Genomic DNA, 25,946 nt, shown 5'->3' with positions numbered 1-25,946 from the left:
CCGGGGCTTGATCAGGGCTGTGCGGGTGCCGTGGTGGCGACCACTGCGAAGGCGGCGCCCTGCGGGTCCTGCACGACTGCCATCCGGCCGACCTTGTCCATGTCGAAGGGGGGCGCCATCACCGAGCCGCCGGCGCGGACCAGGGCGTCGACCGTGCTGTCGACGTCGTCCACGGAGAAGTTCACCAGCCAGTGCGGCGGGACGCCTTCCGGCATGTTCTCCATGCCCTGCATGCCGCCGATGGTGCGGCCCTTGACCTGGAAGCCGGTGAACTCCGGCATGTCCGGCATGGGGCCGGCCACCAGTCCCAGCGCCGCCTCGTAGAAGGTGCCGGCGGCCTTCGGGTCGGGGGTGGCGAGCTGGTTCCAGACCAGGGCGCCGGGTTCGTTGACGATCTGCGCGCCGGGGAACTCCTTCGGCTGCCAGACGCCGAAGACCGCGCCCTGCGGGTCCACCGCGACCAGCATCCGGCCGGTGTCGCCGACGTCCATGGCGGGGGCCATCACCGTGCCGCCGTTCGCGCTGATCGCGGCCTGCGTGGCGTCGGCGTCGGCGGTGGAGAAGTAGCTGGTCCAGTTGGGTGGCGGTGCGGGCTCGTCGCCCATCGACATCGCCTTCATGATCCCGGCGACCGGCTTGCCCTTCAGCGTGCAGACCGAGTAGCCGCCGAACTCCTCGGCGCCGACCTCGCCCTGCCAGCCGAAGAGGTCCCGGTAGAAGTCCAGGGCTGCCTGCTGGTCCGGGACCATCAGGTCGATCCAGCACGGTGTTCCGGGTTCGTACGGAGCGGTGACTTCGGACATCTGACGTCTCCCAGCGGTGGTCCGCCGCGGGCGGCGCCCGGGCGGGTCTGTATCCCCGCTGACCACCTTCCTCGCGGTCCGCCCATACCGCCATCGGGCGCGCGGCGGCCGCTCGGTGATTTTCCCGCCGCCGGTGATGCTCCGGGCCCGGCAAGGTGCCGCGGGTCAGTACCGCGTGCCCGTGGCGGCCGGGAGGGCGTCCAGTTCGGCGAGGTCGGCGGGGGAGAGGGTGAGGTCGGCGGCGCCCGCGTTGTCGGTGAGGTACTTCGGGGTCTTGGTGCCGGGGATGGGGACGACGTAGCGGCCCTGCGCGAGGACCCAGGCGAGGGCGACCTGGGCGGGGGTGGAGCCGGTGCGCCCGGCGATGGCGCGGACCGTGCCGACCATGGCGAGATTGGTGCGCAGCGCCTCCTGCTGGAAGCGGGGGAGATTGCGGCGCATGTCGTCGGCCGGCAGGTCGTCGTACGAGCTGAAGCGGCCGGCGAGGAAACCGCGGCCCAGCGGGGAGAACGGCAGGAAGGCGATGCCCTCGCGTTCGCAGTGCGGCAGGACGTCCGCCAGCGCGTCACGGGTCCACAGCGACAGCTCGGACTGGACGGAGGCGACCGGGTGGACGGCGTGGGCCCGCCCGATCTCCTCGACCGAGGCCTCGGACAGGCCGATCCTGCGGGCCTTTCCCGCGGCCACCACCTCCGCGAGCGCGCCCCAGGTCTCCTCGACCGGGACCTCGGCGTCGATGCGGTGCAGCTGGTAGAGGTCGACGTGGTCGGTGCCCAGCCGGCGCAGGCTCGCGTCGATCGACGCCTTGATGTGCTCCGGGCGGCCGTTCTGGCCGTAGACGGGCCGTCCCTCGTCCGAGCCGGTCAGCACCAGGCCCACCTTGGTGGCCAGTACGGCCCGCTCCCGGTAGGGCCCCGCGAGCGCGCGGCCGACCAACTCCTCGTTGGTGTAGGGGCCATAGGCGTCTGCGGTGTCGATCAGCGTCACACCCAGGTCGAGGGCGCGCCGGATGACGTCGACGGACACGGTGTCGTCACGGCCGCTCGGGTCGTAGGCATGGGTCATGCCCATGCAGCCGAGTCCTATGACGCCGACTTCGGGACCCTTGGTGCCGAGGGTGGTGGTGCGCATGGGTGCTGCTCCTTCGGACGGCAGCGGAGTCGGCCGGTCGCGGGACGACGGACCGCGGAACCGACCCGCTGCGTGATCGGCGACGATCATCACCTTGCCGTATGACAGTGCGCCCGGTCTCATGGATATTCCGGCCGGCCGCCCACCGCGGCGACCGCCGCGGCGCCCGTACGGCAGCCCGCGGCTGCGGATTCAGCCAGGTCGGCGCCGGTGAGCCGGGCCGCCAGGAAGCCGCCGGCGAAGGCGTCGCCGGCGCCCGTGGTGTCGACGGCGTCGGCCGCGACCCCGGGCACGCGGGCGGTGACCCTTCCCCGTTCGGCGACCAGCGCACCCGCGCCGCCGAGTTTCACCACCGCCACTCCATGGACGGCGCTCAACTGCTGGGCGGCGCGCACCGGATCGGGGTCACCGGTCAGCAACCGGGCCTCCGCGAGATTCGGCAGCAGCAGGTCGGCGCCCGCGATGGCGTCCAGGAAATGGCGGACGCCGAGCTGCTGGATGAAACCGGTGGAGGCAGGGTCCACGCTCACCGGGATGTTCCGGGCGCGGGCCGCGGCCATGGCCAGCGCGGTGAGTTCCCGGCCCGGCCCGTTGAAGAACAGATAGCCGGAAAGGTGCAGCCGGCCGGCGCCGTCGAGCAGCGCCGCGTCCCAGTCCTCCGGGCCGAGCCGTACGCTCGCGCCGCTGTCGGTGACCAGGGTGCGCTCCGCCGCCGCGTCGACCAGCGCGATCACGACGGCGGTCGGCAGCGACGGGTCGACGCGCAGATGGGGCTGTACCCCGCAGCGCCGCAGTACGTCCCGGTGCCAGTCGGCGGAATCCGCCCCGGCGCGGGCCAGCAGCCGCACGTCGGCCCCGGAACGGGCGGCCCAGGAAGCGGTGTTGGCGCCGGACCCGCCGGGTCGGACCGCGATCCTGGCGGAGGTGTCGGTGTCGGGCGCGAGGGGTTTGTCGTGCAGGGCCACGATGTCGGTGACGACGTCACCGATGACCACCAGAGATGTCCCGGCCTCGGCGGCCGTCATATGTGCCGCGACCAGTCCGCGGCGATCGCGGAGGCGAGCCGGACATTGCCCCGCACCGCCGCCAGATTCGCCTCCAGGGAGGCGCCGCCGGTGTGTTCGGCGAAGTACGCGAGCAGAAACGGCGTGATGGCCTGCCCGGTGACCCCCGCCGCGCGAGCCGCCTCATGGGCGTCGACCAGGACCCGGTCGTGCAGCGCGGGATCGAGCTGCTCCGCCTCGGGGACGGGATTGGCCACGATCAGCGCGGCGCCAGGACCGCCCAGCGCGTCCTGGGCGCGCATCACGGCGGCGACCTCGGACGGTTCCTGCAGCGTCCAGTCCAGTGGCTCACCGGAACTCGTCAGGTAGAAGCCGGGGAAGGTAGCGGTACGGAAGCCGAGGACGCCGACGCCCAGCGTCTCCAGCCGCTGCAGGGTGGCCGGCACGTCGAGTATCGACTTCACGCCCGCGCAGACGACCGTGATGCGGGTACGGGCGAGCAGCCTGAGGTCCGCGGACTCGTCCTGATGGCTGACCCAGTCGCGGTGCACCCCACCGAGACCGCCGGTGGCGAAGACCCGGATCCCGGCACGGGCGGCCAGGAACGCCGTGCCGGAGACCGTCGTCGCGCCGCTGGCACCGGTGGCGAGCGCCGGCGCGAGGTCCCGGAAGCCGAGTTTGCGCAGGCCCTGGTCGCTCGCCACCCGCTCCAGCTGATCCTTGCCGAGCCCGATGTGCGCCGTCCCGTCGAGCACGGCGACGGTCGCCGGGACGGCGCCCGCGGCACGGACGATGTCCTCCAGTTCCACGGCCACCCGGAGGTTGCGGGGCCGGGGGAGACCGTGGGCGATGATCGTCGATTCGAGGGCCACCACCGGCGTGCGCCGGTCGAGGGCGTCCCGCACTTCGTCGGAGAGCGCAAGGGAGGGCGAGGAGGGAACGACTGTACGAGGGTCCATCTCTCATTCCTGTCGGACCGCCGGCGTTCCCAAACCTCCAGCTCACACCTCCCTCCACAGCTCCCTTTCCGGCTCGCCGCCGGCGGTGGGCGGATCGATGCCCGTCAGCTCGCCGTCGAGCCGCACCCAGCGCGTGATGCCGATGCCGTGCAGGAACGGAAGATCGTGTCCGGCCACGATCAGCGCTCCCCGGTACGAGGCCAGGGCCGCCGTGAGCCGGCGCACGCTGGCCAGGTCCAGATTGTTCGTCGGCTCGTCGAGCATCAGCAGCTGCGGAGCGGGATCGGCGAGCATCAGCGCGGCGAGCGACGCGCGGAACCGTTCACCGCCCGAGAGGGTGCCGACCGGCTGGTCCGCGCGCCCGCCCCGGAAGAGGAAACGGGCCAGCCGCGCCCTGATCTGGTTGTCGGTCGCGCCGGGCGCGAAGCGGGCGACATTGCCCGCGACCGTCAGCTCGTCGTCGAGGAGGTCGAGCCGCTGCGGCAGGTACCGCATCGGCACGTGCGCCACCGCCTCGCCCGCCACCGGCTCCAGCTGCCCGGCGATCGTCCGCAGCAGAGTGGACTTGCCCGCCCCGTTGCGGCCCAGGAGCGCGATCCGTTCCGGGCCGTGCACGTCCAGGTCGGCGCGGGCGCCGTAGCGGACCTGCAGCCCGCGCAGGGTCAGTACGGTCCGGCCGGCGGGGACGGTGGTGTGCGGCAGGTCGATGCGGATCTCGTCGTCGTCCCTGACCGCCTCGACGGCCTCGTCGAAGCGCTCCTTGGCCTCCTCCAGCTTCTCGGTGTGCAGGATGCGGTGCTTGCCGGCAGAGACCTGGGCATCGCGCTTGCGCTGGTTCATCACGATCTTCGGCTCGCGCTTCTGGTCGGACATCTTCTGGCCGTAGCGGACCCGATGGGCCAGCTTGACCCGGGCCTCGGCCAGGTCGCGCTTCTGCCGGCGCAGATCGGTCCCGGCCGCCCGCACCATCCGTTCCGCGGCCTCCTGCTCGACGGCGAGCGCCTCCTCGTACGCCGAGAAGTTCCCGCCGTACCAGTGCGTCTCGCCGCCGCGCAGATCGGCGATCCGGTCGACCAGCTCCAGCAGCTCCCGGTCGTGGCTGACCACGAGCAGCAGCCCGGACCAGGACGCGACGGCCTCATGGAGGCGGCGCCGGGCGTCCAGGTCCAGATTGTTGGTCGGCTCGTCGAGCAGCAGGACGTCCGGCCGACGCAGCAGCAGCGCGGCCAGCCGCAGCAGCACCGACTCCCCGCCCGACACCTCGCCGATGGTGCGGTCGAGGGTGATGTGGCCGAGGCCGAGCTGGTCGAGGGTGGCGCGGGCACGCTCCTCCACGTCCCAGTCGTCGCCGACCGCGGCGAAGTGCTCCTCGCTCGCGTCGCCGCCCTCGATCGCGTGCAGGGCGGCGCGGGCCACGTCGATGCCGAGCGCGGTGTCGACCCTGACGGACGTGTCGAGCGAGACGTTCTGCGGCAGGTAGCCGATCTCGCCGGAGACCTTCACCGTTCCCCCGGCCGGGCGTAGTTCACCGGCGATGAGCCGGAGCAGCGTCGACTTCCCCGAGCCGTTGAGTCCGATCAGGCCGGTGCGGCCGGGGCCGGCGGCGAAGTCGAACTCGTCGAGCACGGGGGTGCCGTCCGGCCAGGAGAAGGAGAGGCGGGAGCAGGTGATGGAAAGGGGGGTGAATGCCATGAGGGCCTCCTGGTTGCTGGATGAGAGGGCAACTGTGGAGACACCGGAACGCGACGCGGCTCAACCCCTGAGGGGGAGATGGAGTGGGTGATGACGCCCTGGCGGAACGGAAGGCGGGTCACTGCCGAGGTCGCACTCGGGCACGCGGGAATCCCCACGGGCACGGTGTCTCATGACCTCAGACGCGCAACGGCCTTCTCCAATCGACGACAACAGGGCCGAGAAAGACGTTACGCCGGGGGTCGGTGGGCGTGCAACGCCTTTTCTGACTGCCGGCCGGGCGGCCGGTGGGTCCCGTGGCCGGGGGTCGTGTGTCCGGGGTCGCGTGGCCGGGGTGCCTTCTTCCGTGACGGCGCGCGATGTGCTGAGGTGATGCCCATGGTTGACGACTCCGCATATCCCACGGTGCCGCTCCACCCCCACACGGTCCCCGCCCACGAGGCGGAGGCGCGCAGCCGCACCTTCCACGAGGTCATGGCGAGCCGACGGACCGTGCGGGACTTCTCCTCCCGGCCGATCCCGCAGGGCGTCGTCGAATGGGCGATCCGCACCGCGGCCACCGCCCCGAGCGGGGCGAACGTGCAGCCCTGGCGGTTCGTCGTCCTCACCGACCCGGAGCGCAAACGTGCCCTGCGCGAGGCGGCGGAGGCCGAGGAGCGCGAGTTCTACGAGCGCCGGGCCTCCGAGGAGTGGCTGGCGGCGCTCGCCCCGATCGGCACCGACTGGCACAAGCCGTTCCTCGAGGACGCCCCGGCCGTCATCGTCGTCTTCGAGGTCCACAAGGGCCCGGAATCGCCCCGGCCCTACTACACCAAGGAGTCGGTGGGGATCGCCGTCGGCCTGCTGCTGGCCTCGCTCCACCAGGCGGGCCTGGCCACCCTCACCCACACACCGAGCCCGATGCGCTTCCTGAACGACGTCTGCGACCGCCCTCCCGAGGAGCGCGCCTCGTACGTCATCCCGGTCGGCTACCCGGCGGAGGGCGCCCGGGTCCCGGACATCCACCGCAAGGACCTCGACCAGGTCGTGGTCCGGCTCTGACCGGTCAGGCCGGCTGTACCGGCTCCCGCGGAGCGCCGCGCGGATAATGATTTGGTCCTGCGTCCCCCACCACGTAGGGTTGGGTTCACCGACGCGGGGTGGAGCAGCTCGGTAGCTCGCTGGGCTCATAACCCAGAGGTCGCAGGTTCAAATCCTGTCCCCGCTACTTACACAGCAGGCCCGGTGCGCAAGCACCGGGCCTGCTGCTTTGTCATGTGCCGGTTCCGGCCCGGCCGCCGGCGCCCGTCTGCCGCGGCGCAAATGAGGTGATCGGGAAGATCCGTTGGGATATACCGGACCGATGTATGAGCAGAGATCCGGTGCCGACCGATCGCCCGTCGTCCTCCATGTCCCGCACAGTTCACGGACGCTGACTCCCGCCGCCCGGGGGAGCGTATTGCTGGACGACGCCGCGCTGTCGCGGGAGCTGGACCACATGACGGACGCCCATACCGATCTCATCGCCGGCCGGGCGGCGGACGGTGCCGCCGTCACGCCCTGGACGCACGCCAATCTGCTCTCGCGCCTCGTCGTCGACCCGGAGCGATTCCCCGACGAGCGGGAGGAGATGCGGGCCGTGGGCATGGGCGCGGTCTACACCGGCACCTCGCACCGCGGGCGGCTGCGCGACGACGACCCCGACCACGAACGGGAGCTGCTCGCCGAGCACTTCGACCCTTACGCGGCCGCCTTCACCGAGCTGATCGACGCCCACCTCGCCGCCACCGGCCGCGCCGTCATCATCGATGTGCACTCGTACCCGTCCCGGCCGCTGCCCTACGAACTGCACGCGCCCGGCACCCGCCCCGCCATCTGCCTGGGCACTGACGAGCACCACACCCCGCGCTGGCTGCTCGACGCCGCCCGCCGGGCCTTCGCGGAGTGCGGTGAGCTCGGCCTCAACACCCCGTTCGCGGGCTGCTACGTCCCGCTCAAGCACTACGGCCACCGCACCGAGGTGTCCGCGCTCATGATCGAGATCCGCCGGGATCTCTATATGAGCGAGCCGGGCGGAGCGCCCAACGGTGGTCTGTCCGCCGTGGTGCGGGCACTGACCGCGCTCGTCGACGCCGTCACGGAGCCGGCGGCCCGTCCAGCTCCTTGACGAGCCGCTTGGGGGCGATCACGCGATAGCTCTCCTCCGTCCAGTCCGACAACAGCTCCGCGGACGGGACGCCCTCGTCGAGCGGGATCCGGACCCAGCCCGCCTTGCCCAGGCCGTAGCCGGCCGGTTCGGCGCCGGGAGCGGTCATCGCGTGGGCGTGCACGTCCTCGTCCTTGAGCTTCACGGTGATGGCCGGCGGATAGCTGCCGTCCTCGACACCGAGGAAGACGAAGACCTTCTTGTTGACCTTGATGACGGACTCGCCCCAGGGGAACTCCTCGACCGCCTCCGGCAGCCGCAGGGCGAACGCGCGGACCTTCCCGCGGACGGCGAGCGGATCGTGGGCGCGGCGGGGCATGGCGACTCCAGGAGCTCGGCGGCGGACCGTGGCTGTCTGTGATCGATGGTAGGGCCGGGGTCCGACAGCCCGCCTGCCGTGCACGCCCATGCCCGTGATCACCCACCGGAGCCGGTACGCCGGAGCCGGTAGGCCAGGGCCGGTACGTCGGCGGCAGCGGTGTCACGACCCCGGCGGCTGCTCCGGGCGGGTGTGGATGACGGTGTCCAGGATGCGTGACCACTGCCGGACGATGCCCGCGCGGCGAGCCGAGTCGTCACTGAGCAGGTTGGCCAGCCCGAGGCCGCGGGCCATGTCCAGGGTGGCCTGGACGGATTCCCGGACGCCCTCGACGGATTCGTCGGCGTCCAGGAACTCCACCGCGAGCCGGTGCGCCTCGCGGCCTATCCGGGCCTCCAGGGCGTTGACCCGGGGCCGCAGCTGTTCCTCGTCCGCGGCCGCGACCCACAGGTGGAGGGCGGCGCGGAAGAGCGGGCCGGTGTAGACGCCGACGAGCATGTCGACGACGACGCGGGTACGGGACTCACCGTCACGGGGCAGTGCGCGGGCCCGTTCCCGGACGGCGTCCAGCCACTCCTCCGCGACATGCTCGATCGCGGCGGTGAAGAGGTCCTCCCGGGTCGGGAAGTGGTGCTGGGCCGCGCCCCGGGTGACCCCGGCGCGTTCGGCCACGGCGGCGACCGTGCTGCCGCTCCAGCCGCGTTCCGCCAGACAGGAGACGGCCGCCTCCAGCAGCTTCCGCCGGGTGGCGCGGCTGCGGTCCTGCTTGGGGGCCCGGGTGGTCACCACGCCCATGACGGACTCCGGCGTTCGGCGAAGGAGCGTATCCCCTCCGCCGCCTCGGGCGAGGCGAAGAGCCGGGCGGACTGTTCGGCCAGTGCCGCCGTGTCCCGGTCGAAGGTACGCAGCACCTCCGCGGTGGTGAGCCGTTTGGACTCGGCGAGACCCTGCGGCGAGGCGGCCCGCAGACCGTCCAGGATGCCGTCCAGCGCGTCGGCGGTCGCGCTCACCAGGCCGATCCGGACGGCCTCCGCCGCGTCGAAGACCTCGCCCGTCAGGTAGTAGCGGGCGGCCGCGCGCGGGTCGGTGCGCGGCAGGACGGTGAGCGAGATGACGGCCGGGGCCAGGCCGAGCCGCGCCTCGGTGAAGGCGAAGCTCGCTCCCTCGCCGGCCACCGATATGTCGCACGCCGCGAGCAGCCCGAGACCGCCGGCCCGTGCGTGGCCGGTGACCTCGGCGACCACGGGCTTGGGCGACTCGACGATGCTCCGCAGCAGCTCCGCCAGGCCGAGCGGCCCTCCGGCGGCCGGATCCTTGAGGTCGGCGCCCGCGCAGAACGTGCTCCCGGTGTGGGTGAGCAGGATCGCGCGGACGCCGGGGTCCTTGACCGCCTCGTCGAGCCCTTCGCGCAGCTCGGTGACCAGGCGGGCCGACAGGGCGTTGCGGTTGTGCGGCGAGTCCAGGGTGAGCAGGGCGATACCGCGCTGGTGGTCGCGGCGTACGAAGGGCGCGTCGGACACGATCGGTCTCCTCCATGCGGATCGGCAGGCCGCGGCGGGCCCGGCGGGACTCGTCGGGCCCAGAAGGACTCGGGGCCCCGGACTCGGTGTGCATCACCGTGAATGGGTGGATATCAGTATGACTTGGGCAGGCCCAGGGTGTGGTGCGAGACGAAGTTGAGGATCATCTCACGGCTGACCGGAGCGATCCGACCCACGCGGGACGCGGTGAGCAGGGCGGCCAGCCCGTACTCGGTGGTGAGCCCGTTGCCGCCGAGTGTGTGCACGGCTTGGTCGACGGCCTTGGCCCCGGCCTCGGCGGCCGCGTACTTCGCCATGTTGGCGGCCTCGCCCGCCCCCATGTCGTCGCCCGCGTCATAGAGGTAGGCGGCCTTCTGCATCATCAGCCGGGCGAGTTCCAGCTCGATGTGGGCGACCGCGAGCGGGTGGGCTATCGCCTGGTGGGCGCCGATGGGGGACTGCCACACCTGGCGGGTGCGGGCGTACTCGACTGCCTTGTCCAGCGCGAACCGGCCCATGCCCAGCGAGAACGCGGCGGTCATGATCCGCTCCGGGTTGAGGCCCGCGAACAGCTGCAGCAGCCCGGCGTCCTCGTCGCCGACCAGGGCGTCGGCCGGCAGCCGCACATCGTCGAGGAAGAGCTGGAACTGCTTCTCGGGAGCGCCCAGTTCCATCTCTATCTGCCGGTACTCGAACCCCGGTGTCTCCCGGTCGACGATGAACAGACACGGCTTGAGCTTGCCGGTGCGCGCGTCCTCGGTGCGGCCGACGATGAGCGTGGCGTCCGCGATGTCCACACCCGAGATGAAGACCTTGCGCCCGGTCAGCAGCCAGTCGTCGCCGTCGCGGCGGGCGGTGGTGGTGATGCGGTGCGAGTTGGAGCCGGCCTCGGGCTCGGTGATCCCGAAGGCCATCCGCAGCGACCCGTCAGACAGCCCCGGCAGCCAGCGGCGCTTCTGTTCCTCGGTGCCGAAGCGGGCGATGACGGTGCCGCAGATGGCGGGGGAGACGATGAGCAGCAGCAGTGGGCAGCCGGCCGCGCCCAACTCCTCCAGCACTATGGAGAGTTCGGCCATGCCGCCGCCTCCTCCGCCGTACTCCTCGGGGAGGTTCACCCCGAGATAGCCGAGCGCGCCTGCCTCCCGCCACAGCTCGTCGGTCTGCTTCCCCGCGCGGACGGCCGCGGTGAAGTAGTCGCGGCCGTAGCGCCGGCCGAGATCCCCGACGGCGGCACGCAGGGCGCGCCGCTCGTCGCTTTCCAGGAGTGCGCTGTCGAAGGTGCCTTGGCTGGTGGTCATGGGCGTGCTTCCTCCTTGACGACGGCGAGTACGGCGCCGACGTCGACCTGACGGCCGACCTCGGCGTTCAGTGCGGTGAGCGTTCCCGAGGCGGGAGCGGTGATCCGGTGCTCCATCTTCATCGCCTCGAGCCAGAGCAGCGGGCGGCCCGCTTCGACGTGGTCGCCGACGGCGAATTCACCGATCCGGATGACGGTGCCGGGCATGGGAGCGAGCAGCGAGCCCGGCTCGGTGCCGCTGACCGGTTCCGGGAAGCGCGATAGGGCGGTGAAGGCGAACGCGCCGAGTGCGCAGTCGACATGGACCCGGTCGCCGTAGACCGCCACGTCGAACGCGCGGCGTACCCCGTCCGCCTCCAGGACGACCTGGCCGCGTTCCGCGTGCAGCAGCCGCACCCCCGGATGGTCCGGGGCGTCCAGGCCGGAACGGGTGAGGCGGTACCGGACCTCATACGGCTCGGCGCCGGGCACCGTCGCGTAGTTCTTGGTCTGCGGTTGGGAAGGGACGTTTCGCCAGCCGCCGAACGCGGAGCGGCCCGACGCGTCGGACAGCGCGGCGGCGAGCGCCGCCAGCCGTACGGGACCGCTGTCCGCGCCGTCGCCGGCCAGTACCGAGCTGTGCTGTTCCAGGAACGCGGTGGAGTGCCGGCCCGCCGCGAACTCCGGGTGCCGCAGCACGCGCACCAGCAGCTCCCGGTTGGTGACCGGGCCGTGCAGCCGGGCACGTTCCAGGGCGCGGGCGAGCAGCCGTACGGCCTCGTCCCGGGTGTCGGCCCAGGCGATGACCTTGGCGAGCATCGGGTCGTAGTGCACGCCGATGGTGTCGCCGCTCACCACCCCTGAGTCGAGCCGCAGTCCGGGCAGTTCGGGCAGTTCCATCCGGTGCAGGACGCCGGACTGCGGCTGCCAGCCGCGTGCCGGGTCCTCGGCGTACAGCCGGGCCTCGATCGCGTGGCCCTGCGGCGCGGGCGGCTCCGCCGGCAGCGCGGCGCCCTCGGCTATCCGCAGCTGGAGCTGTACGAGGTCGAGTCCAGTCACACATTCGGTGACCGGGTGTTCGACCTGGAGGCGGGTGTTCACCTCCAGGAAGAACGGACGGCCGCCCGGCGTCACCAGGAACTCGACGGTGCCGGCACCGGTGTAGCCGATCGCGCGGGCGGCCGCGGAGGCGGCGTCGTGCAGCGTACGGCGCAACTCGTCGCCGATGCCCGGCGCCGGGGTCTCCTCGATCACCTTCTGGTGCCGGCGCTGCACCGAACAGTCCCGTTCGCCGAGCGTCCACACCGTTCCATGGGTGTCCGCGAGGACCTGCACCTCGATATGCCGGCCCGTCTCCACGAATGGCTCGACGAAGACCTCACCGTCGCCGAAGGCCGAGGCTGCCTCGGCACGCGCCGCGGCCAACTCCTCGTCCAGCAGCGCGAGATCCCGCACGATCCGCATGCCGCGCCCGCCGCCGCCGGCCGCCGCCTTCACCAGCACCGGGAGGTCGTCCGGACCGATCGACTCCGGCCGGAGACCGGTCAGCACCGGAACGGAGGCCGCCGACATGATGCTCTTGGCGCGGGTCTTGGACCCCATGGACTCGATCACGCCGGGGGACGGGCCGATCCAGACCAGCCCCGCGTCGAGCACGGCCTGGGCGAAGCCGGCGTTCTCGGAGAGGAAGCCGTATCCGGGGTGGACGGCGTCCGCGCCCGCCGCCTTGGCGGCCGCGACGATCAGATCGCCGCGCAGATACGTGTCGGCGGGAGCGTTCCCCGGCAGGCGTACGGCGGTGTCGGCCTCCCGTACGTGCGGGGCGCCGGCGTCCGCGTCGGAGTACACCGCGACCGTGGCGATCCCCAGGTCACGGCAGGTGCGGAAGACCCGCCGGGCGATTTCGCCGCGGTTGGCCACCAGAACGGACTCGATCATCACTGCCCTCACATCCGGCATCACTGCCCTCACATCCGGAAGACGCCGAAGCCGCCACGCGCGCCCTCGACGGGCGCGCCGTGCACGGCTGACAGGCACAGGCCGAGTACGGTCCGCGTGTCGCGCGGGTCGATGACGCCGTCGTCGTAGAGCCGTCCGGACAGGAACATCGGGAGCGACTCGGACTCGATCTGCTGCTCGACCATGGCGCGCAGCGCGGCGTCGGCCTCGTCGTCGTACGGCAGTCCCTTCGCCGCCGCCGACTGGCGGGCGACGATCGAGAGCACCCCGGCGAGCTGGGCGGGCCCCATCACGGCGGACTTGGCGCTCGGCCAGGCGAAGAGGAAGCGCGGGTCGAAGGCCCGGCCGCACATGCCGTAGTGGCCGGCGCCGTAGCTCGCGCCCATCAGGACCGACAGATGCGGGACCTTGGAGTTGGCGACCGCGTTGATCATCATGGCGCCGTGCTTGATGATCCCGGCCTGCTCGTACTCCTTGCCGACCATGTAGCCGGTGGTGTTGTGCAGGAAGAGCAGCGGGATGTCCCGCTGGTTGGCGAGCTGGATGAACTGCGCGGCCTTCTGCGATTCGGCGCTGAACAGCACGCCCTGCGCGTTGGCGAGGATCCCGACGGGGTAGCCGTGCACCTCGGCCCAGCCGGTGGCCAGGCTCGGCCCGTACAGCGGCTTGAACTCGTCGAACCGCGAGCCGTCGACGACGCGGGTGATCACCTCGCGGGGGTCGAAGGGCGTCCGCAGATCGCCGGGGACGATACCGAGCAGCTCGTCCTCGTCGTGCAGCGGCGGTTCGACGGACGCCCGCGGGGCCGGGCCCTGCTTGCGCCAGTTGAGGCGGGAGACGACGCGGCGGGCGGTCCGCAGGGCGTCGGGCTCGTCGAGGGCGTAGTAGTCGGCGAGGCCGGAGACCCGGGCGTGCATGTCGGCGCCGCCCAGCGACTCGTCGTCGCTCTCCTCGCCGGTCGCCATCTTGACCAGCGGCGGTCCACCGAGGAAGACCTTCGACCGGTCCTTGACCATGATCACGTGGTCGGACATGCCGGGGATGTACGCCCCGCCCGCGGTCGAGTTGCCGAAGACGACGGCGATGGTGGGGATCCCGGCGGCCGACAGCCGCGTCAGGTCCCGGAACAGCGCGCCGCCAGGTATGAAGATCTCCTTCTGGCTGGGGAGATCGGCGCCGCCGGACTCGACGAGGCTGATCACCGGCAGCCGGTTGGCGAAGGCGATCTCGTTGGCGCGCAGCGCCTTCTTCAGCGTCCACGGGTTGCTGGCGCCGCCGCGCACGGTCGGGTCGCTGGCGGTGATCAGACACTCGACGCCCTCCACGACGCCGATGCCCGTGACCAGCGAAGCGCCCACCGGGTAGTCGCTGCCCCAGGCGGCGAGCGGTGAGAGTTCGAGGAACGGGGTGTCCGGGTCGAGCAGCAGCTCGATGCGCTCGCGGGCGAGCAGCTTGCCGCGCTTGCGGTGCCGCTCCACGTACTTCGCTCCGCCGCCGTCGATCGCGGCGGTGTGCGCGGCGTCGACCTCCGCGAGCCGGGCGAGCATGGTCGCGCGGTTGGCCGTGTACTCCTCGTCCGCGGTGTCCAGGAGGGTCATGCGCCGGCCCCGTCCTCTTGCGCGGACGCGGCGTCCGCCGACTCCGGCGCATTCACGGATCGAGGAGGGTCCACCGGCCTCGGCCGGGTCGGGGACTGCGGTTCGCGACCCGGTCCCGCCGGTCCCGCGAAGGCCTGTGCGATCTCCAGCCAGCGGTCCGCGTCCTCCCCCTCGGCGCGTACGGCCAGGTCGTCGCGGTGCCTGCGCTGGGTGGCCAGCAGACAGAAGTCGATCATGGGACCCGTCACCCGCTGCTCGGCGTCCTCGGGCCCGTACGTCCACAGCTCGCCGTCGGGCGCCGTCAGTTCGACCCGGAACTCCTCGGCGGGCGGCTTCAGTCCCCGTACGAAGTACGCGTAGTCGCGGGCCCGCACACCGATCCGGGCCACGTGCCGCAGCCGGCCGGTCGGCTCACGCCGGGCGTCCAGGGCGTCGGCGACGTCCTGGCCGTGCGCCCAGGTCTCCATCAGCCGCCCGGTGGCCATCGAGGCGGCGCTCATCGGGGGCCCGTACCAGGGGAAACGGGTGCCGGGCGGCTGAGCGGCCAGGGCGTCGAGGAGGGCCTGGCGGCCCGTGCGCCAGCGGTTCAGCAGCTCGGCCGGCGGCAGCGACGCGCCCTTGCGGGCCTCGTCGTCGACGAACGTCTCGAAGGTCGCGGCGGCCCGCTCGGTCTCCCGGGCGAACGCCTCGGGGTCGGTCACCGAGATCAGGGCGACGCCGTCGGTCCAGGCGAGGTGGGCGATCTGGTGGGCGATCGTCCAGCCCTCGGCGGGGGTGGGCGCCGCCCAGCGGTCCGCCGGGAGCGGCGCCACCAGCCGGTCGAGGTCTTCGCTCTCGGCCCGCAGGTCGACGAGCACGGACAGTGGATCGGCCATGACCACCCCTTGTTGACACCCGGTCAGCAACGTTGTGGGTCAGAGACTGGCAGTGCCGCCAAGAACAATCAAGCGTGCATGCATGATTTTCTGACCGCGCACGCAAACCGCCCATCGCCCCGCGCTGGTGCGCAGGGGCGATGGGCGGTGCGAGCAGTGTCGCGTTCGCGCGCTGATCCGAGAGGGGTGGCCGCTCGGCCGGGCGTCAGGAGGCGCGGGCCGCCCGTCGCGCATCGAGCGCGAGCTTGCGCTCGTCGAACTTCACGGCCTGGTCGTTGAGGCCGCCCATGAACATGCCCAGCTCTTCCTGAGCCCGCAGTCCTTCCGGGCTCAGGCCGCTGACCTCGAGGACCTTGAGGTGGCGTAGCACCGGCTGCAGCACGTCGTCGTGGTGGATGCGCAGGTTGTAGATGCCGCCGATGGCCATCCGGGCCGCCGCCCGCTCGAAGCCGGGCATGCCGTGACCGGGCATCCGGAACTGCACGACGACATCGCGGATGGCCTGCATCGTCAGGTCGGGAGCGAGCTGCAGTGCCGCCGCGAGCAGGTTGCGGTAGAAGACCATGTGCAGGTTCTCGTCGGTCGCGATCCGGGCCAGCATCCGGTCGCAGACCGGGTCCCCCGACTGGTGTCCGGTGTTGCGGTGCGAGACGCGGGTGGCCAGCTCCTGGAAGGCCACGTACGCCACCGAGTGCAGCATGCTGTGCCGGTTGTCGGACTCGAAGCCCTCCGACATGTGCATCATGCGGAAGCGCTCCAGCTCGACCGGGTCCACGGCACGGCTGGTCAGCAGGTAGTCACGCATGACGATGCCGTGCCGGCCCTCTTCCGCGGTCCAGCGGTGCACCCAGGTGCCCCAGGCGCCGTCGCGGCCGAAGAGCGAGGCGATCTCGTGGTGGTAGCTCGGGAGGTTGTCCTCGGTGAGCAGGTTCACGACGAGCGCGATCCGGCCGATGTCGGTGACCTTGGACTGCTCGGGGGCCCAGGCCTCGCCGCCCATGATCCCGTCGAAGTTACGGCCGTCGCTCCACGGCACGTACTCGTGCGGCATCCATTCCTTGGCTACGGCGAGGTGACGGTTGAGCTCGGTCTCGACGACCTCTTCCAGGGCGTACAGCAGCCGCGCGTCACTCCATGTGTCCGATCCGGGACGGTGGGATTCGGTGATGGTCACGGTGGCTCCTGATGGCTGGCAAGGCACCTACGGGGACGTAAGTTACGCTACCGTAGGTTATGAGTCGCCGAAAAGGCAACCGTCGCCCCGCTGGGTGTATGGAACGACTACGGACAGATACGGAATGGCTAGCTCCGCGCGGACAGCTCGCGCAGCCGCACGGACAAGCACGTGACGCAGCCCTCCAGCTTCTCGAATTCGCTGATGTCGACCAGCACCGGCCGGTATCCCAGGCCGCTCAGCAGCTCCGCGCTCCGGGGAGCGCTCGCGGCCATGAGCAGCACATTTCCGCGGAGGAGCACCACGTGTGACCCACCCTCCTCCGGCATCGGTCGGAAGTGCGTAAAGATGGCCGGATCGTCGACCAGCGGCGGATATCCGATGATCGTTCCGTCCGGCAGGGCCGTCACCGCCGATTTCAGGTGCAGCACCTTCTCCACCGGGACGCCGACCACCTGCGCGCCCAGCGGCTCGAAGGCCGCACGCAGCTGCCGCAGGCCCTCCGCGTTGGTGCGCCCGCCCTGGCCGACGTAGATGGTGTCCCCGACCTTCAGGACGTCGCCGCCCTCCAGCGTCCCGGGCTCCTGGATCCGCCGCACCGAGCAGCCGAGCGCGACCGCGGCCTCCTCGGCGCCGGCCGTCTCGGGCCGCCGTGTGGGGGCGCCGGGGCGCGAGATCAGCGCCACGTCCCGGAACACGACCATGGTGTCCTCGACGAACACCCCGTCCGGGCAGTCGTCCGCCGGGGCGGCCTCAGTGGTCTCCCAGCCGTGCTCGGCCAGGACGGCGGTGTAGCGCTCCCACTGCCGCAGCGCGAGGGCGGGATCGACGGGCGAGCGCTCGATGTGCGTGACCAGGCCCTCGGCCAGGCGCGGACCGGGACGGCGGACGATCGCCTTCTTGCTGGGCATATAGGATCTGCTCCCTGATGAGTGCCACTCTTGTTGCCAAGGATCTTGCCGCAGGACACGGGGACCGAGTCCTGTTCTCCGGCCTCGAACTCGTCGTCGCCCCCGGCGATGTGATCGGCCTGGTCGGTGCCAACGGCGCCGGCAAGTCGACGCTGCTGCGGCTGCTCGCCGGGCTCGACACCCCCGAGCGGGGTGTGCTGCGGCTGAGCCCGCCCAGCGCCGCCGTCGGCCATCTGCCGCAGGAGCCCGAGCGGCGTCCCGGGGAGACCGTACGGGACTTCCTCGCCCGCCGTACCGGCGTCGCCGCCGCGCAGAGCGCGCTCGACGCCGCCACCCAGGCCCTCGTCGACGAGGCTCCCGGCGCCGACGACGCGTACTCCACCGGCCTGGAGCGCTGGCTCGACCTCGGCGGCGCGGACCTGGAGGAGCGCTCCGAGGAGGTCGCCGCCTCGCTGGGACTGGCCATCGGCCTCGACCAGCAGATGACCTCGCTCTCCGGCGGCCAGGCCGCCCGCGCCGGCCTCGCCTCGCTGCTGCTCAGCCGCTACGACGTGTTCCTGCTCGACGAGCCCACCAACGACCTGGACCTCGACGGCCTCGACCGGCTGGAGAAGTTCGTCAAGGGGCTGCGCGCCGGCACCGTCGTCGTCAGCCATGACCGCGAGTTCCTCACCCGCACCGTCACCAAGGTCGTCGAACTCGACCTCGCCCAGCAGCAGGTGAACATCTACGGCGGCGGCTACGAGGCGTACCTGGAGGAGCGCGAGGTCGCCCGCAGGCACGCCCGCGAGGAGTACGACGAGTTCGCCGACAAGAAGTCCTCCCTCGAAGCGCGCGGACAGATGCAGCGCTCGTGGATGGACCAGGGTGTCAAGAACGCCCGCCGCAAGGCGACGGACAACGACAAGATCGGCCGCAAGTTCCGCAGCGAGGCGTCCGAGAAGCAGGCCGCGAAGGCCCGCCAGACGCAGCGCATGATCGAACGCCTCGACGTCGTCGAAGAGCCCCGCAAGGAGTGGGAGCTCAAGATGGAGATCGCCGCGGCGCCCCGGTCCGGGGCCGTGGTGGCGACGCTGCGCGGAGCCGAGGTCCGCCGCGGGGACTTCACGTTCGGCCCGGTGGACCTGCAGATCGACTGGGCGGACCGGGTCGCGATCACCGGCGCCAACGGCTCCGGCAAGTCCACGCTGCTCGCCGCGCTGCTCGGCCGGCTCCCGCTGGACGCCGGCAACGCGGCACTCGGCCCGGGCGTCGTCGTGGGCGAGGTGGACCAGGCCCGCGGACTGTTCTTCGGCGACGAACCGCTGATGGACGCGTTCTCGCTGTCGGTCCCCGACGTGGAGCCCGCCGACGTGCGGACGCTGCTCGCCAAGTTCGGCCTCAAGGCCGCGCACGTGCTGCGCCCCGCGGCGACGCTGTCGCCGGGGGAGCGGACCCGTGCCGCGCTGGCCCTGCTGCAGGCCCGCGGCGTCAATCTGCTGGTCCTCGACGAGCCGACCAACCACCTGGACCTGCCCGCGATCGAGCAGCTGGAGTCGGCGCTCGCCTCGTACAACGGCACGCTGCTGCTGGTCACGCACGACCGGCGGATGCTGGACGCGGTGAGCACCACGCGGCGCATCGAGGTCGCGGACGGCCGGGTCTCAGAAGCCTGATCCGGGCGGGGTTCCGCGCGGGGTCCGCCGCGCGGAACCGGAATGCCGTGGGCCACGTCCAACCCGTGACCGTTCAGGAACCGGGAGACCGGGAGGCCGTCGGATGCGCGTATGGGCAGGGGCAGTTGCCGTGGTGGCGCTGCTGAGTGCGGCCGGCTGCGGTGCGGATCATCCGTTGACGAACGACAAGAACAACGGGCTCCGCTGCGACTCCATCGTCGTGGGCGAGTCGTCGGACGGCACGCACATCTGCCTCGACGTGGGCAGCTCGGTACGCGTCTCGCTGCCGGGTGCCGGCTGGGGCCCGGTGACCGCGTCCGGTGCCGGCCTGACCGAGATGTCCGCCGACACCTTCCGCGGCTCCTCCCGCGGCATCGTGAAGCTGACCGCCGCTCGGAAGGTCTGCCCCGCGCCTTCGGCGCCCGGCATGGTCTCCTGCCACGCCCTGCAGGCATGGACCGTGACGGTCGGCGTGCGGCAGCCATAGACACGGACCCGGACAGGCTGTGGGGGCCTGGCCGGGTCCGTCTGACGTCCTTCGACTTCCTTGCGGGACTACCTCAACCAGCCGTGGTTCAGCTGATGTTGAGGGCGGTGTCGTCGAGCACGAAGCTCGTCTGGAGGCTGGAGTCCTCGGTGCCGGTGAACGTGACCTTCACCGACTGCCCGGCGAACGAGGAGAGGTCGAAGGACTTCTGCGCGTAGCCGGTGTTCTTGTTGAGGTTGGAGTACGTGGCCAGCGTGGTGGTGCCGGCCTTCACCGTCAGGTTGTCGTAGGCGGTGGAGGTGGTCGTCTCGGCGGTGTCGATGTGCACCCAGAACGTCAGGGTGGCGTGGCAGCCGCTGGGGACCGTCACCGTCTGGGCGAGCGAGTCGGTGTGGGTGGAGCCGTAGCCGTTGAGCCACGCCTTCCAGGAGCCGGAGTGGGCGGCCTCACTGGCGCTGTTGTCGACCACGCCGGCGGTGGCGGTCCAGGGACTGGCGGTGCCGGTCTCGAAGCCCGGGTTGCCGAAGAGCTGCGAGGTGCTGCAGCCGCCGCCGACCGGGTTGACGACCCAGGTGAAGGACGCGCTGCCGGTGGCGTTGGTGCCGTCCTTGGCGGTCACCGTCACGTTGTAGGTCCCGGCGGTGGTGGGCGTACCGCTGATCAGGCCGGTGGAGGGGTTGATCGTGACGCCCGGCGGAAGGCCGGTGGCGCTGTAGGTGAGGGTCTGTCCGCTGCCGGAGTCGGTGGCCTGGATCTGCAGGGAGACCGCGGTGTTGACGGTGCTCGACTGGCTGCCCGGGTTCGTCACGGTGACGGTGTTGCCGCCGGTCGAGCCGTTGGTGAAGGCGGCCGTGCCGTTGGGGGTGCCGAGACCGGTCGGGCCGTCGTAGCCGGCCTTGGCGGTGCACAGGTAGCTGCTGCCGCAGGAGCCGTTGGTGCCGGTGGTCACGTCGTTGAGCGACGAGGCGTGGGCGTAGGGGTACGAGGCCGGGGTGGTGCCCGCGGCCGGGGTGCCGGCGAGGGCGTAGACGGAGGCGATGATCGGCGCGGACGCGCTGGTGCCGCCGTACACGTTCCAGCCGCTCGCCTGGTAACTGTCGTAGACCGCGAGGCCGGTGGCCGGGTCGGCGACCGCCGAGACATCGGCGACGGTGCGCTTGGCGCAGCCGGTGTCGGTCTGCCAGGAGGGCTTGGGGTCGTAGGCGGAGCAGCCGGAGCCGGCGCCGTCGCCGCTGGTGCTGCCCCAGACCTTCTCGGTCCAGCCGCGGGGGGTGCTGGAGCGGCTCAGCGAGGTGCCGCCGACCGCGGTGACGTACTGCGAGGCCGCCGGGTACTCGACGCCGTAGCCGCTGTCACCGGAGCTGACGGTGATCGCGACGCCGGGGTGGTTGAAGTACGAGGCGTCCGAGCTGGGGTCGGTGGAGTCCTCGCCGCCGCCGTAGCTGTTGGAGACGTACTTGGCGCCCATCGTGACCGCGCGGTTCACCGCGGCGCCCAGGTCCTCCATGGACGCCGTGGCCGCCTCGACGAGCAGGATGTGGCACTGCGGGCAGACGGCGCTGACCATGTCGACGTCGAGCGAGATCTCGCCCGCCCAGCCGGCGTCGGCCGGCGGGTAGCTGGTGCCGCCGTTCTGGTCGACCTTCTTGAAGCACCCGTTGGCGGTGGTGCAGGCCGGCAGGCCGTACGTGCTGCGGTACGAACCGAGGTCCGCCTCGGCCTTGGGGTCGTCGTTGGCGTCGATGATCGCGACGGTCGCACCGGCACCGGCCGAAGGCAGGGCGTATGCGCTCTGCAGGTCAGTGGGGCCGTAGCCGGACGGGAGCGCGTTCGGGGCGAGGGTCAGGTGCTGGACCAGGTCGGTGCGGGCGAGTGCGTGACAGGCCATGTAGCCGGCCTGGGTGGGCTCCGAGCAGAGCCGCTCGGTGTGGGCGGTGGAGCTGCTCGCCGCGGCCGGGGCGGCCGTTGTGGGGGCGGCCGACGCGGTGGCCGGGCCGGCGACGGCCAGCATGCCGGCGGAGGCCAGGGCCGCCGCCGACAGGACGGCGGTGACGCCGCGACGGGTGAGGCGTCCGGCGCGGGTGGGGGTTCTCGATGGCAATGAACAGCCCTCCATGGGGGGATCGGTCCCGGCGGCGGGCAACCGTCCACGGCAGTGTCATGGTCATGACACTGCCTGATGAAGAGAACGCCGCAGGGCTTCGCGTGGCGCACGTTCATTGGAGAGGAATGCGGCGGCGAGGGTGACGCCGACGCTGGGGGAACAACTGCCACCCCGTTCAGTGGTGGCCAACGCTGAACGTAGTGACACCTGCCCCCAAGGGACTACCGGGCAATGGCAAAGTCTTCCTTTCGGTGGGTGATCCCGGGCGTATAGCTTGAGCGCTCATGGAGTTCGAAGAGGGTCCGGTCAACGACCTTGTGGCGCTGGGGCTCGCGCGGTACGAGGCACGCGTCTACCTCGCGCTCGTCAGACGCGAGTCGTACACCGCGGCGGAGGTGGCCCGCGAGGCGGACGTTCCCCGGCAGCGGGTCTACGACGTCCTCGACGCGCTCGTGCGCCGACGGCTCGCCGTCGCACGGCCCGGCCGGGTGGCGACGTTCTCCGCGATCGCGCCGGAACTGGCGATCGCCCGGCTGATGGCCCTTCAGCGGGAGTCGCTGGAACGGCTGGACCGGGTCTCGGCCGGGCTCGCCTCCGCGCTGCTGCCGATCTGGACCGACGGGCGCACGCACACCGATCCGCTCGACTACATCGAGGTGCTGCGCGACCCGAAGGTGATCGCCGAGCGTTTCGCGGACATCCAGGAGCAGGCCGGCCACGAGCTGCTCAGCTTCTGCAAGCCGCCCTTCGTCGCCCCCGCCGCCAACACCGAGGGCATCAAGGTCGTCCGCAGACTGCGCAAGGCCGGGGGAACGGTCCGGGCGATCTACACGCACGACGCGCTCGGCGACGCGGAAGTCCTGGAGAACGTCCGCCGGTTCGGCGAGGCGGGGGAGGAGGCGCGGTTCGCCGCCGAACTGCCGATGAAGCTGATCATCGCGGACGCCTCGCTGGTGCTGTGCGACATGCCCGACCCGGTGGCCGGAACCGGCTCCACCACCGCGCTCTTCATCGAGCACCCGGCCCTCGCGGGCTGTCTGCGCCTCGCCTTCCTGACCGTATGGGGGAGCGCCGAGACCCGGCCCATGGATCCGCCGTCGTGAGCAGTGCGGGGTTCCGACCGGGCTGGGGCGGCTCGGCCGGCGTGGGCGGCGCCGCCCGGCCGGGGTGGCCGGGACGCGTTCGGTCGCGCGTCACGGGAGTTAAAGTGGCCGCGTGGCCGTGTTCCTGCTCGGAGTCGGTGCCGCCTGCTGCCTCGGACTGGGTTTCGTACTGCAGCAGCGCGCGGCGCAGCGTGCCCCGCTCGCGGACTTCCTCTCCTTCCGACTCCTCCTCGATCTGATCAGGATGCCCCAGTGGCTGCTGGGCATGGCACTCATGATCGGCGGCCAGGTGCTCGGGGCGCTGGCCCTGGCGCGCGGCGAGGTGTCCCTCGTCGAACCGCTCCTCGCGACGAATCTGCTGTTCGCCCTGGCGCTGTCCAGATGGCTGTCGGGGCAGCCGCTGGGCCGGAGCGGCTGGGCGGGAGTCGCTCTGCTGGCCCTCGGCGTGACGGCCTTCATCGTCGCCGGGCAGCCGGCCGGCGGCGGCCCGGAGGCGGGAGCGCTGCGCCACTGGCTGGTGCTGGGGATCGTCGTCGGGCTCGCGCTGCTGCTGGTGGCCTGTGCCAAACGGCTGCCCGCCTCGCCCGAGGCGACCCTGCTGGCGCTGGCGGCCGGCCTGCTCTACGGGCTGCAGGACGCGCTGACGCGGATCTGCGGTGAGCTGGCCCGGGAGGACGGCGTCCAGATACTGGCGGTGCACTGGCAGCCGTACGTGGTCGCGGCGATCGGGCTCACCGGACTCGTCCTCGTCCAGAGCGCCTTCGAGACCGCCCCGCTGCGGATGTCGCTGCCCGCGCTGACGGCCGCACAGCCACTGGCGGGCATCGCCTGCGGCATCGGCTTCCTCGGGGACCGGCTGCGGGTGACACCCGGGGCGCTGGCCTGGGAGGCGGCCGGGCTCGCGGCGATCACGGTGGGGGTGGTGCTGCTGGGACGGCACCCGGCGATGCCGTGCGCGCAGTCCGACGGTCAGCCGGAGAAGGAATCCACGACGAGCGCGAGCTGAGGGCCGAGCCGTTCTGGCGGCCGAGTACGCGCCCGAACGGGTCGACGTCGCAGTTTCGCAGGGGCTCTCAGGCCGGGTCCCAGCCGGCTTCGACCCCGAGGAACCGCCCCAGATCGGCGACCTCGGCCTCGATGCCGCGCACGACGACGGCGTCGAGCGGCGGCCGGAACGGGTCGACGCGGACGGTGAGCCGGTCGCCGCTACCCCGCTCGTGCCGCCAGACGCCGACCACCTCGCCGTCCAGCAGCACGCACGGGGTGAGGAACCCGCCGCCGGTCGCGACGAGGCGGGCGAAGGACGGGTCCAGCAGCAGATCCCGGTCGTGGTAGCCGAGCAGATACGGGTCGAAGTGCCCGATCAGCCGGACGGACGGGTTCGGCGGCCGTGGCGCGTCCGTGCCGGCCGCCACCCACAGCGGGCCGTCCGGTCCCGCGATCTCCGCCAGGTACTCCCCGGCCGCCTGGAAGCCGCGCCGTGCCTGGCCGGCCGGCAGCCCCGACCACTTGGCGAAGTCCTTGTCGGTCGCGGGTCCGTAGGCGGACACATACCGCTCGGCGAGCGCGGCCAGGGCCTCGGTCCCCGACAGGTCCGGCCCGGCGACGCCGTCGAGCCACTCCTCGCGCAGGACATAAGTCGACTTGTCACCGTCGGCCTCGGGTCCCCGGCACACCAGGCCCGTCGCCGCCGCGTACAGCATCAGATGGGCCGGCGCCTGGCTGCGCGGATCCAGGGCGAGGCCGAGCTCGCCGAGGCCGCGCACGATGTCGTCGCGGAGCATCGGCGGGCGCCCGGCCAGCACCTTCTCCAGCGCGGGAAGCGCGCGGGCGCAGGTCTCCTCGTCCAGGCCGAGCCGCAGTCGTCTGCCGCGCTGCGCGGCGGTGGCACGCGGGCCCAGCAGCGACGTCATCCAGCGCACGTCCGCCGCCGGGACGGCGTGCAGGGTGCCGCGCATCAGCCACGTACGGACCAGCGACCGGTCACCGGCGCCGCACGCCGCGTCGACGTCCCCGGCGGTGAGCCCCGAGGTCCTGGCGCGCACCTGCAACCGGCACGCCTTGGCGTCCTGCGCCTGCAGCGCGCCGGCCCGGCGCGCCGCCTCGACGACCCCGGCCCCGTCGCGCGGGCCGGCCAGCCCCTGCGCATGGACGCGCCAGGACCGCACCTGGGCGGGCGTCAGTTCCGGCATGGACCCCATCCTGCCGCACCTGCCGCCCAGGACTTGTGCATCCGGTCACGAACGGCCCGTTGACCCACCGTCGGCGAGCGACCGTGTCACCCCTTGCCGAAGTGCTCCAGCGGGAAGGCGCCGGAGGCCAGGGCGGTCTGGGTGAAGGATCCGGCCAGTTCGGTGAGGCGCGCGACGCCGGTGGCGCCGAGGTGCTCGTACGGGGCCCGGTCGACGCGGTCCGTCGCGGCTTCGATGTCCCGCCGCAGCTCGACGCCCGCGTCGGTGAGCTCGCCCGCCGTGTCGAGCAGCCCGCGCTCGCGCAGCCGGTCCTGGGCGGCGGCCCACTGCTCGGCCGTCCAGCCCCTGCTGGCCTGGACGAAGCGGGGGGTGAAGCCCTTGCCGGTCGCGGTGTGGCTGACGATGGCCTCCAGGCCGTCGAGTTCGGCCGCTACCAGCGCGGCGAGGTGCCCGTCGCCCCGGTGCTCGCGCAGCAGCGTGGCGGCGTGCCAGAGCGCGAGGTGCGGCGCCGTCGGCACCGGCAGGTCGGCGTTGGCGGCGTAGAGCGGGCGGGCGGCCCGGTCGCAGGCCTCGGTGGCGCGCAGCGCCAGAGCGGCGGCCTCCGCCATCTCGGGCGAGTCGACGGTGTCCGCGCCGAGCAGCCGGGTGAGCGCGGTGTCGACGGCGCGCAGCCGGGCGTCGATGACGGCCTCGGGGGTGGCGATCGTCCAGGCGCGCGGGATGTGCCGGGCCACCAGGTCGTGGTTGAAGTTGTAGAAGGTCGCGGTGACGGTACCGGCTCCGACGGCCCCCAGCGGCGCCGCACGGCCCGCGAAGTACGTCATGCTGCCGGGTTCGAGGCCGAGCCGGGAGAGTTCGGCGGTGAACTCGGGCGAGAAGTACGTACTGGAGTGCAGCGGGTTGAGAGTGTTCTGACAGCGGCGCGACGCGCGGGGGTCCGAAGCGGTAGTAGTCATGGCCCCCAGGTTACCGACCGGTCAGCATGCTGCCGATAGGCAT

The 25,946-nt window shown here is 72.1% G+C and carries 23 protein-coding genes and 1 tRNA gene; 7 read left to right on the top strand and 17 right to left on the bottom strand.

Annotated elements, in window-relative coordinates; genetic code table 11:
- Positions 1-11 precede the first annotated feature (11 nt).
- The 5 genes from G3I60_RS29665 to G3I60_RS29645 all read right to left on the bottom strand — a co-directional run bounded on the left by G3I60_RS29665 (position 12) and on the right by G3I60_RS29645 (position 5,589).
- Complete coding sequence (locus tag G3I60_RS29665) at positions 12-803, bottom strand: VOC family protein (protein ID WP_138355734.1); 792 nt, start codon at positions 801-803, stop codon at positions 12-14.
- Positions 804-968: 165 nt separating this feature from the next.
- Positions 969-1,934 (bottom strand): aldo/keto reductase, encoded by a 966-nt coding sequence (locus G3I60_RS29660; RefSeq protein WP_164295595.1) that lies wholly within the window; start codon positions 1,932-1,934, stop codon positions 969-971.
- 119 nt (positions 1,935-2,053) lie between these two features.
- On the bottom strand, positions 2,054-2,959 hold the full coding sequence (locus G3I60_RS29655) for a carbohydrate kinase family protein (RefSeq protein WP_164295594.1): 906 nt from the start codon (positions 2,957-2,959) through the stop codon (positions 2,054-2,056).
- Entirely contained in the window at positions 2,956-3,897 is a 942-nt protein-coding gene (locus G3I60_RS29650) for a pseudouridine-5'-phosphate glycosidase (protein WP_164295593.1), read from the bottom strand. The genes G3I60_RS29655 and G3I60_RS29650 overlap by 4 nt, the downstream gene beginning before the upstream one ends.
- Before the next feature lie 42 nt (positions 3,898-3,939).
- Positions 3,940-5,589 carry an ABC-F family ATP-binding cassette domain-containing protein gene (locus tag G3I60_RS29645; protein ID WP_138355737.1) on the bottom strand — a complete coding sequence of 550 codons (1,650 nt, stop codon included), beginning with the start codon at positions 5,587-5,589 and terminating at the stop codon, positions 3,940-3,942.
- A gap of 372 nt (positions 5,590-5,961) precedes the next feature.
- On the opposite strand from G3I60_RS29645, the gene G3I60_RS29640 reads away from it, so the two are divergent.
- The 3 genes from G3I60_RS29640 to G3I60_RS29630 all read left to right on the top strand — a co-directional run bounded on the left by G3I60_RS29640 (position 5,962) and on the right by G3I60_RS29630 (position 7,735).
- Positions 5,962-6,630: a nitroreductase family protein gene (locus tag G3I60_RS29640; protein ID WP_138355738.1), complete on the top strand. Its 669-nt coding sequence runs from the start codon at positions 5,962-5,964 to the stop codon at positions 6,628-6,630.
- Between the two features lie 92 nt (positions 6,631-6,722).
- Positions 6,723-6,796 (top strand) — tRNA-Met (locus G3I60_RS29635).
- Between the two features lie 135 nt (positions 6,797-6,931).
- A complete protein-coding gene (locus G3I60_RS29630; RefSeq protein WP_164607947.1) occupies positions 6,932-7,735 on the top strand; it encodes an N-formylglutamate amidohydrolase in 804 nt (267 codons plus the stop codon).
- Here G3I60_RS29630 and G3I60_RS29625 read toward each other — a convergent pair.
- The 9 genes from G3I60_RS29625 to ddaH all read right to left on the bottom strand — a co-directional run bounded on the left by G3I60_RS29625 (position 7,704) and on the right by ddaH (position 17,406).
- On the bottom strand, positions 7,704-8,093 hold the full coding sequence (locus tag G3I60_RS29625; RefSeq protein WP_164295591.1) for an MmcQ/YjbR family DNA-binding protein: 390 nt from the start codon (positions 8,091-8,093) through the stop codon (positions 7,704-7,706). The two genes, G3I60_RS29630 and G3I60_RS29625, sit on opposite strands and share 32 nt — an antisense overlap.
- 162 nt (positions 8,094-8,255) lie before the next feature.
- Positions 8,256-8,888 (bottom strand): TetR/AcrR family transcriptional regulator, encoded by a 633-nt coding sequence (locus tag G3I60_RS29620; RefSeq protein ID WP_164295590.1) that lies wholly within the window; start codon positions 8,886-8,888, stop codon positions 8,256-8,258.
- Positions 8,876-9,613 (bottom strand): enoyl-CoA hydratase family protein, encoded by a 738-nt coding sequence (locus tag G3I60_RS29615; protein ID WP_138355742.1) that lies wholly within the window; start codon positions 9,611-9,613, stop codon positions 8,876-8,878. Before G3I60_RS29615 ends, G3I60_RS29620 begins: the two co-directional genes overlap by 13 nt.
- Before the next feature lie 113 nt (positions 9,614-9,726).
- Positions 9,727-10,911, bottom strand: coding sequence for an acyl-CoA dehydrogenase family protein (locus G3I60_RS29610; protein WP_138355743.1), 1,185 nt, complete (start codon positions 10,909-10,911; stop codon positions 9,727-9,729).
- Positions 10,908-12,827, bottom strand: coding sequence for a biotin carboxylase N-terminal domain-containing protein (locus tag G3I60_RS29605; RefSeq protein WP_164295589.1), 1,920 nt, complete (start codon positions 12,825-12,827; stop codon positions 10,908-10,910). The genes G3I60_RS29610 and G3I60_RS29605 overlap by 4 nt, the downstream gene beginning before the upstream one ends.
- Before the next feature lie 29 nt (positions 12,828-12,856).
- A complete protein-coding gene (locus G3I60_RS29600; protein ID WP_164295588.1) occupies positions 12,857-14,446 on the bottom strand; it encodes an acyl-CoA carboxylase subunit beta in 1,590 nt (529 codons plus the stop codon).
- A complete protein-coding gene (locus tag G3I60_RS29595; RefSeq protein WP_138355746.1) occupies positions 14,443-15,321 on the bottom strand; it encodes a TIGR03084 family metal-binding protein in 879 nt (292 codons plus the stop codon). Before G3I60_RS29595 ends, G3I60_RS29600 begins: the two co-directional genes overlap by 4 nt.
- A 205-nt stretch (positions 15,322-15,526) precedes the next feature.
- Complete coding sequence (locus G3I60_RS29590) at positions 15,527-16,495, bottom strand: acyl-ACP desaturase (RefSeq protein ID WP_164295587.1); 969 nt, start codon at positions 16,493-16,495, stop codon at positions 15,527-15,529.
- A 128-nt stretch (positions 16,496-16,623) separates the two neighbouring features.
- Positions 16,624-17,406 carry a dimethylargininase gene (gene ddaH, locus G3I60_RS29585; protein ID WP_164607945.1) on the bottom strand — a complete coding sequence of 261 codons (783 nt, stop codon included), beginning with the start codon at positions 17,404-17,406 and terminating at the stop codon, positions 16,624-16,626.
- A gap of 17 nt (positions 17,407-17,423) precedes the next feature.
- On the opposite strand from ddaH, the gene G3I60_RS29580 reads away from it, so the two are divergent.
- Both G3I60_RS29580 and G3I60_RS29575 read left to right on the top strand, forming a co-directional pair.
- Positions 17,424-19,061 carry an ABC-F family ATP-binding cassette domain-containing protein gene (locus G3I60_RS29580; protein WP_164295585.1) on the top strand — a complete coding sequence of 546 codons (1,638 nt, stop codon included), beginning with the start codon at positions 17,424-17,426 and terminating at the stop codon, positions 19,059-19,061.
- 103 nt (positions 19,062-19,164) lie between these two features.
- Positions 19,165-19,548, top strand: coding sequence for a hypothetical protein (locus G3I60_RS29575; protein WP_164295584.1), 384 nt, complete (start codon positions 19,165-19,167; stop codon positions 19,546-19,548).
- A gap of 88 nt (positions 19,549-19,636) precedes the next feature.
- On the opposite strand, the gene G3I60_RS29570 is transcribed toward G3I60_RS29575, so the two are convergent.
- Complete coding sequence (locus G3I60_RS29570) at positions 19,637-21,559, bottom strand: putative Ig domain-containing protein (RefSeq protein WP_239070395.1); 1,923 nt, start codon at positions 21,557-21,559, stop codon at positions 19,637-19,639.
- Between the two features lie 377 nt (positions 21,560-21,936).
- On the opposite strand from G3I60_RS29570, the gene G3I60_RS29565 reads away from it, so the two are divergent.
- Both G3I60_RS29565 and G3I60_RS29560 read left to right on the top strand, forming a co-directional pair.
- A complete protein-coding gene (locus tag G3I60_RS29565) occupies positions 21,937-22,755 on the top strand; it encodes a TrmB family transcriptional regulator (RefSeq protein ID WP_138355752.1) in 819 nt (272 codons plus the stop codon).
- A gap of 112 nt (positions 22,756-22,867) precedes the next feature.
- Positions 22,868-23,761, top strand: coding sequence for a DMT family transporter (locus tag G3I60_RS29560; protein ID WP_164607942.1), 894 nt, complete (start codon positions 22,868-22,870; stop codon positions 23,759-23,761).
- Positions 23,762-23,828: 67 nt separating this feature from the next.
- Here G3I60_RS29560 and G3I60_RS29555 read toward each other — a convergent pair whose 3' ends face one another.
- Together G3I60_RS29555 and G3I60_RS29550 are read right to left on the bottom strand one after the other, a co-directional pair.
- The gene (locus G3I60_RS29555; RefSeq protein WP_164295581.1) at positions 23,829-24,947 is read right to left on the bottom strand and encodes a winged helix DNA-binding domain-containing protein; all 1,119 of its coding nucleotides are present in this window, start codon (positions 24,945-24,947) and stop codon (positions 23,829-23,831) included.
- Positions 24,948-25,033: 86 nt separating this feature from the next.
- The gene (locus G3I60_RS29550; RefSeq protein ID WP_164295580.1) at positions 25,034-25,903 is read right to left on the bottom strand and encodes a hypothetical protein; all 870 of its coding nucleotides are present in this window, start codon (positions 25,901-25,903) and stop codon (positions 25,034-25,036) included.
- Positions 25,904-25,946 lie beyond the last annotated feature (43 nt).

The sequence above is a fragment of the Streptomyces sp. SID13666 genome, from assembly GCF_010548325.1.
Lineage (GTDB): Bacteria > Actinomycetota > Actinomycetes > Streptomycetales > Streptomycetaceae > Actinacidiphila > Actinacidiphila fildesensis.
The sequence above is the reverse complement of the archived record's forward strand: the minus strand, read 5'-3'. Positions and strand labels throughout refer to the sequence as shown.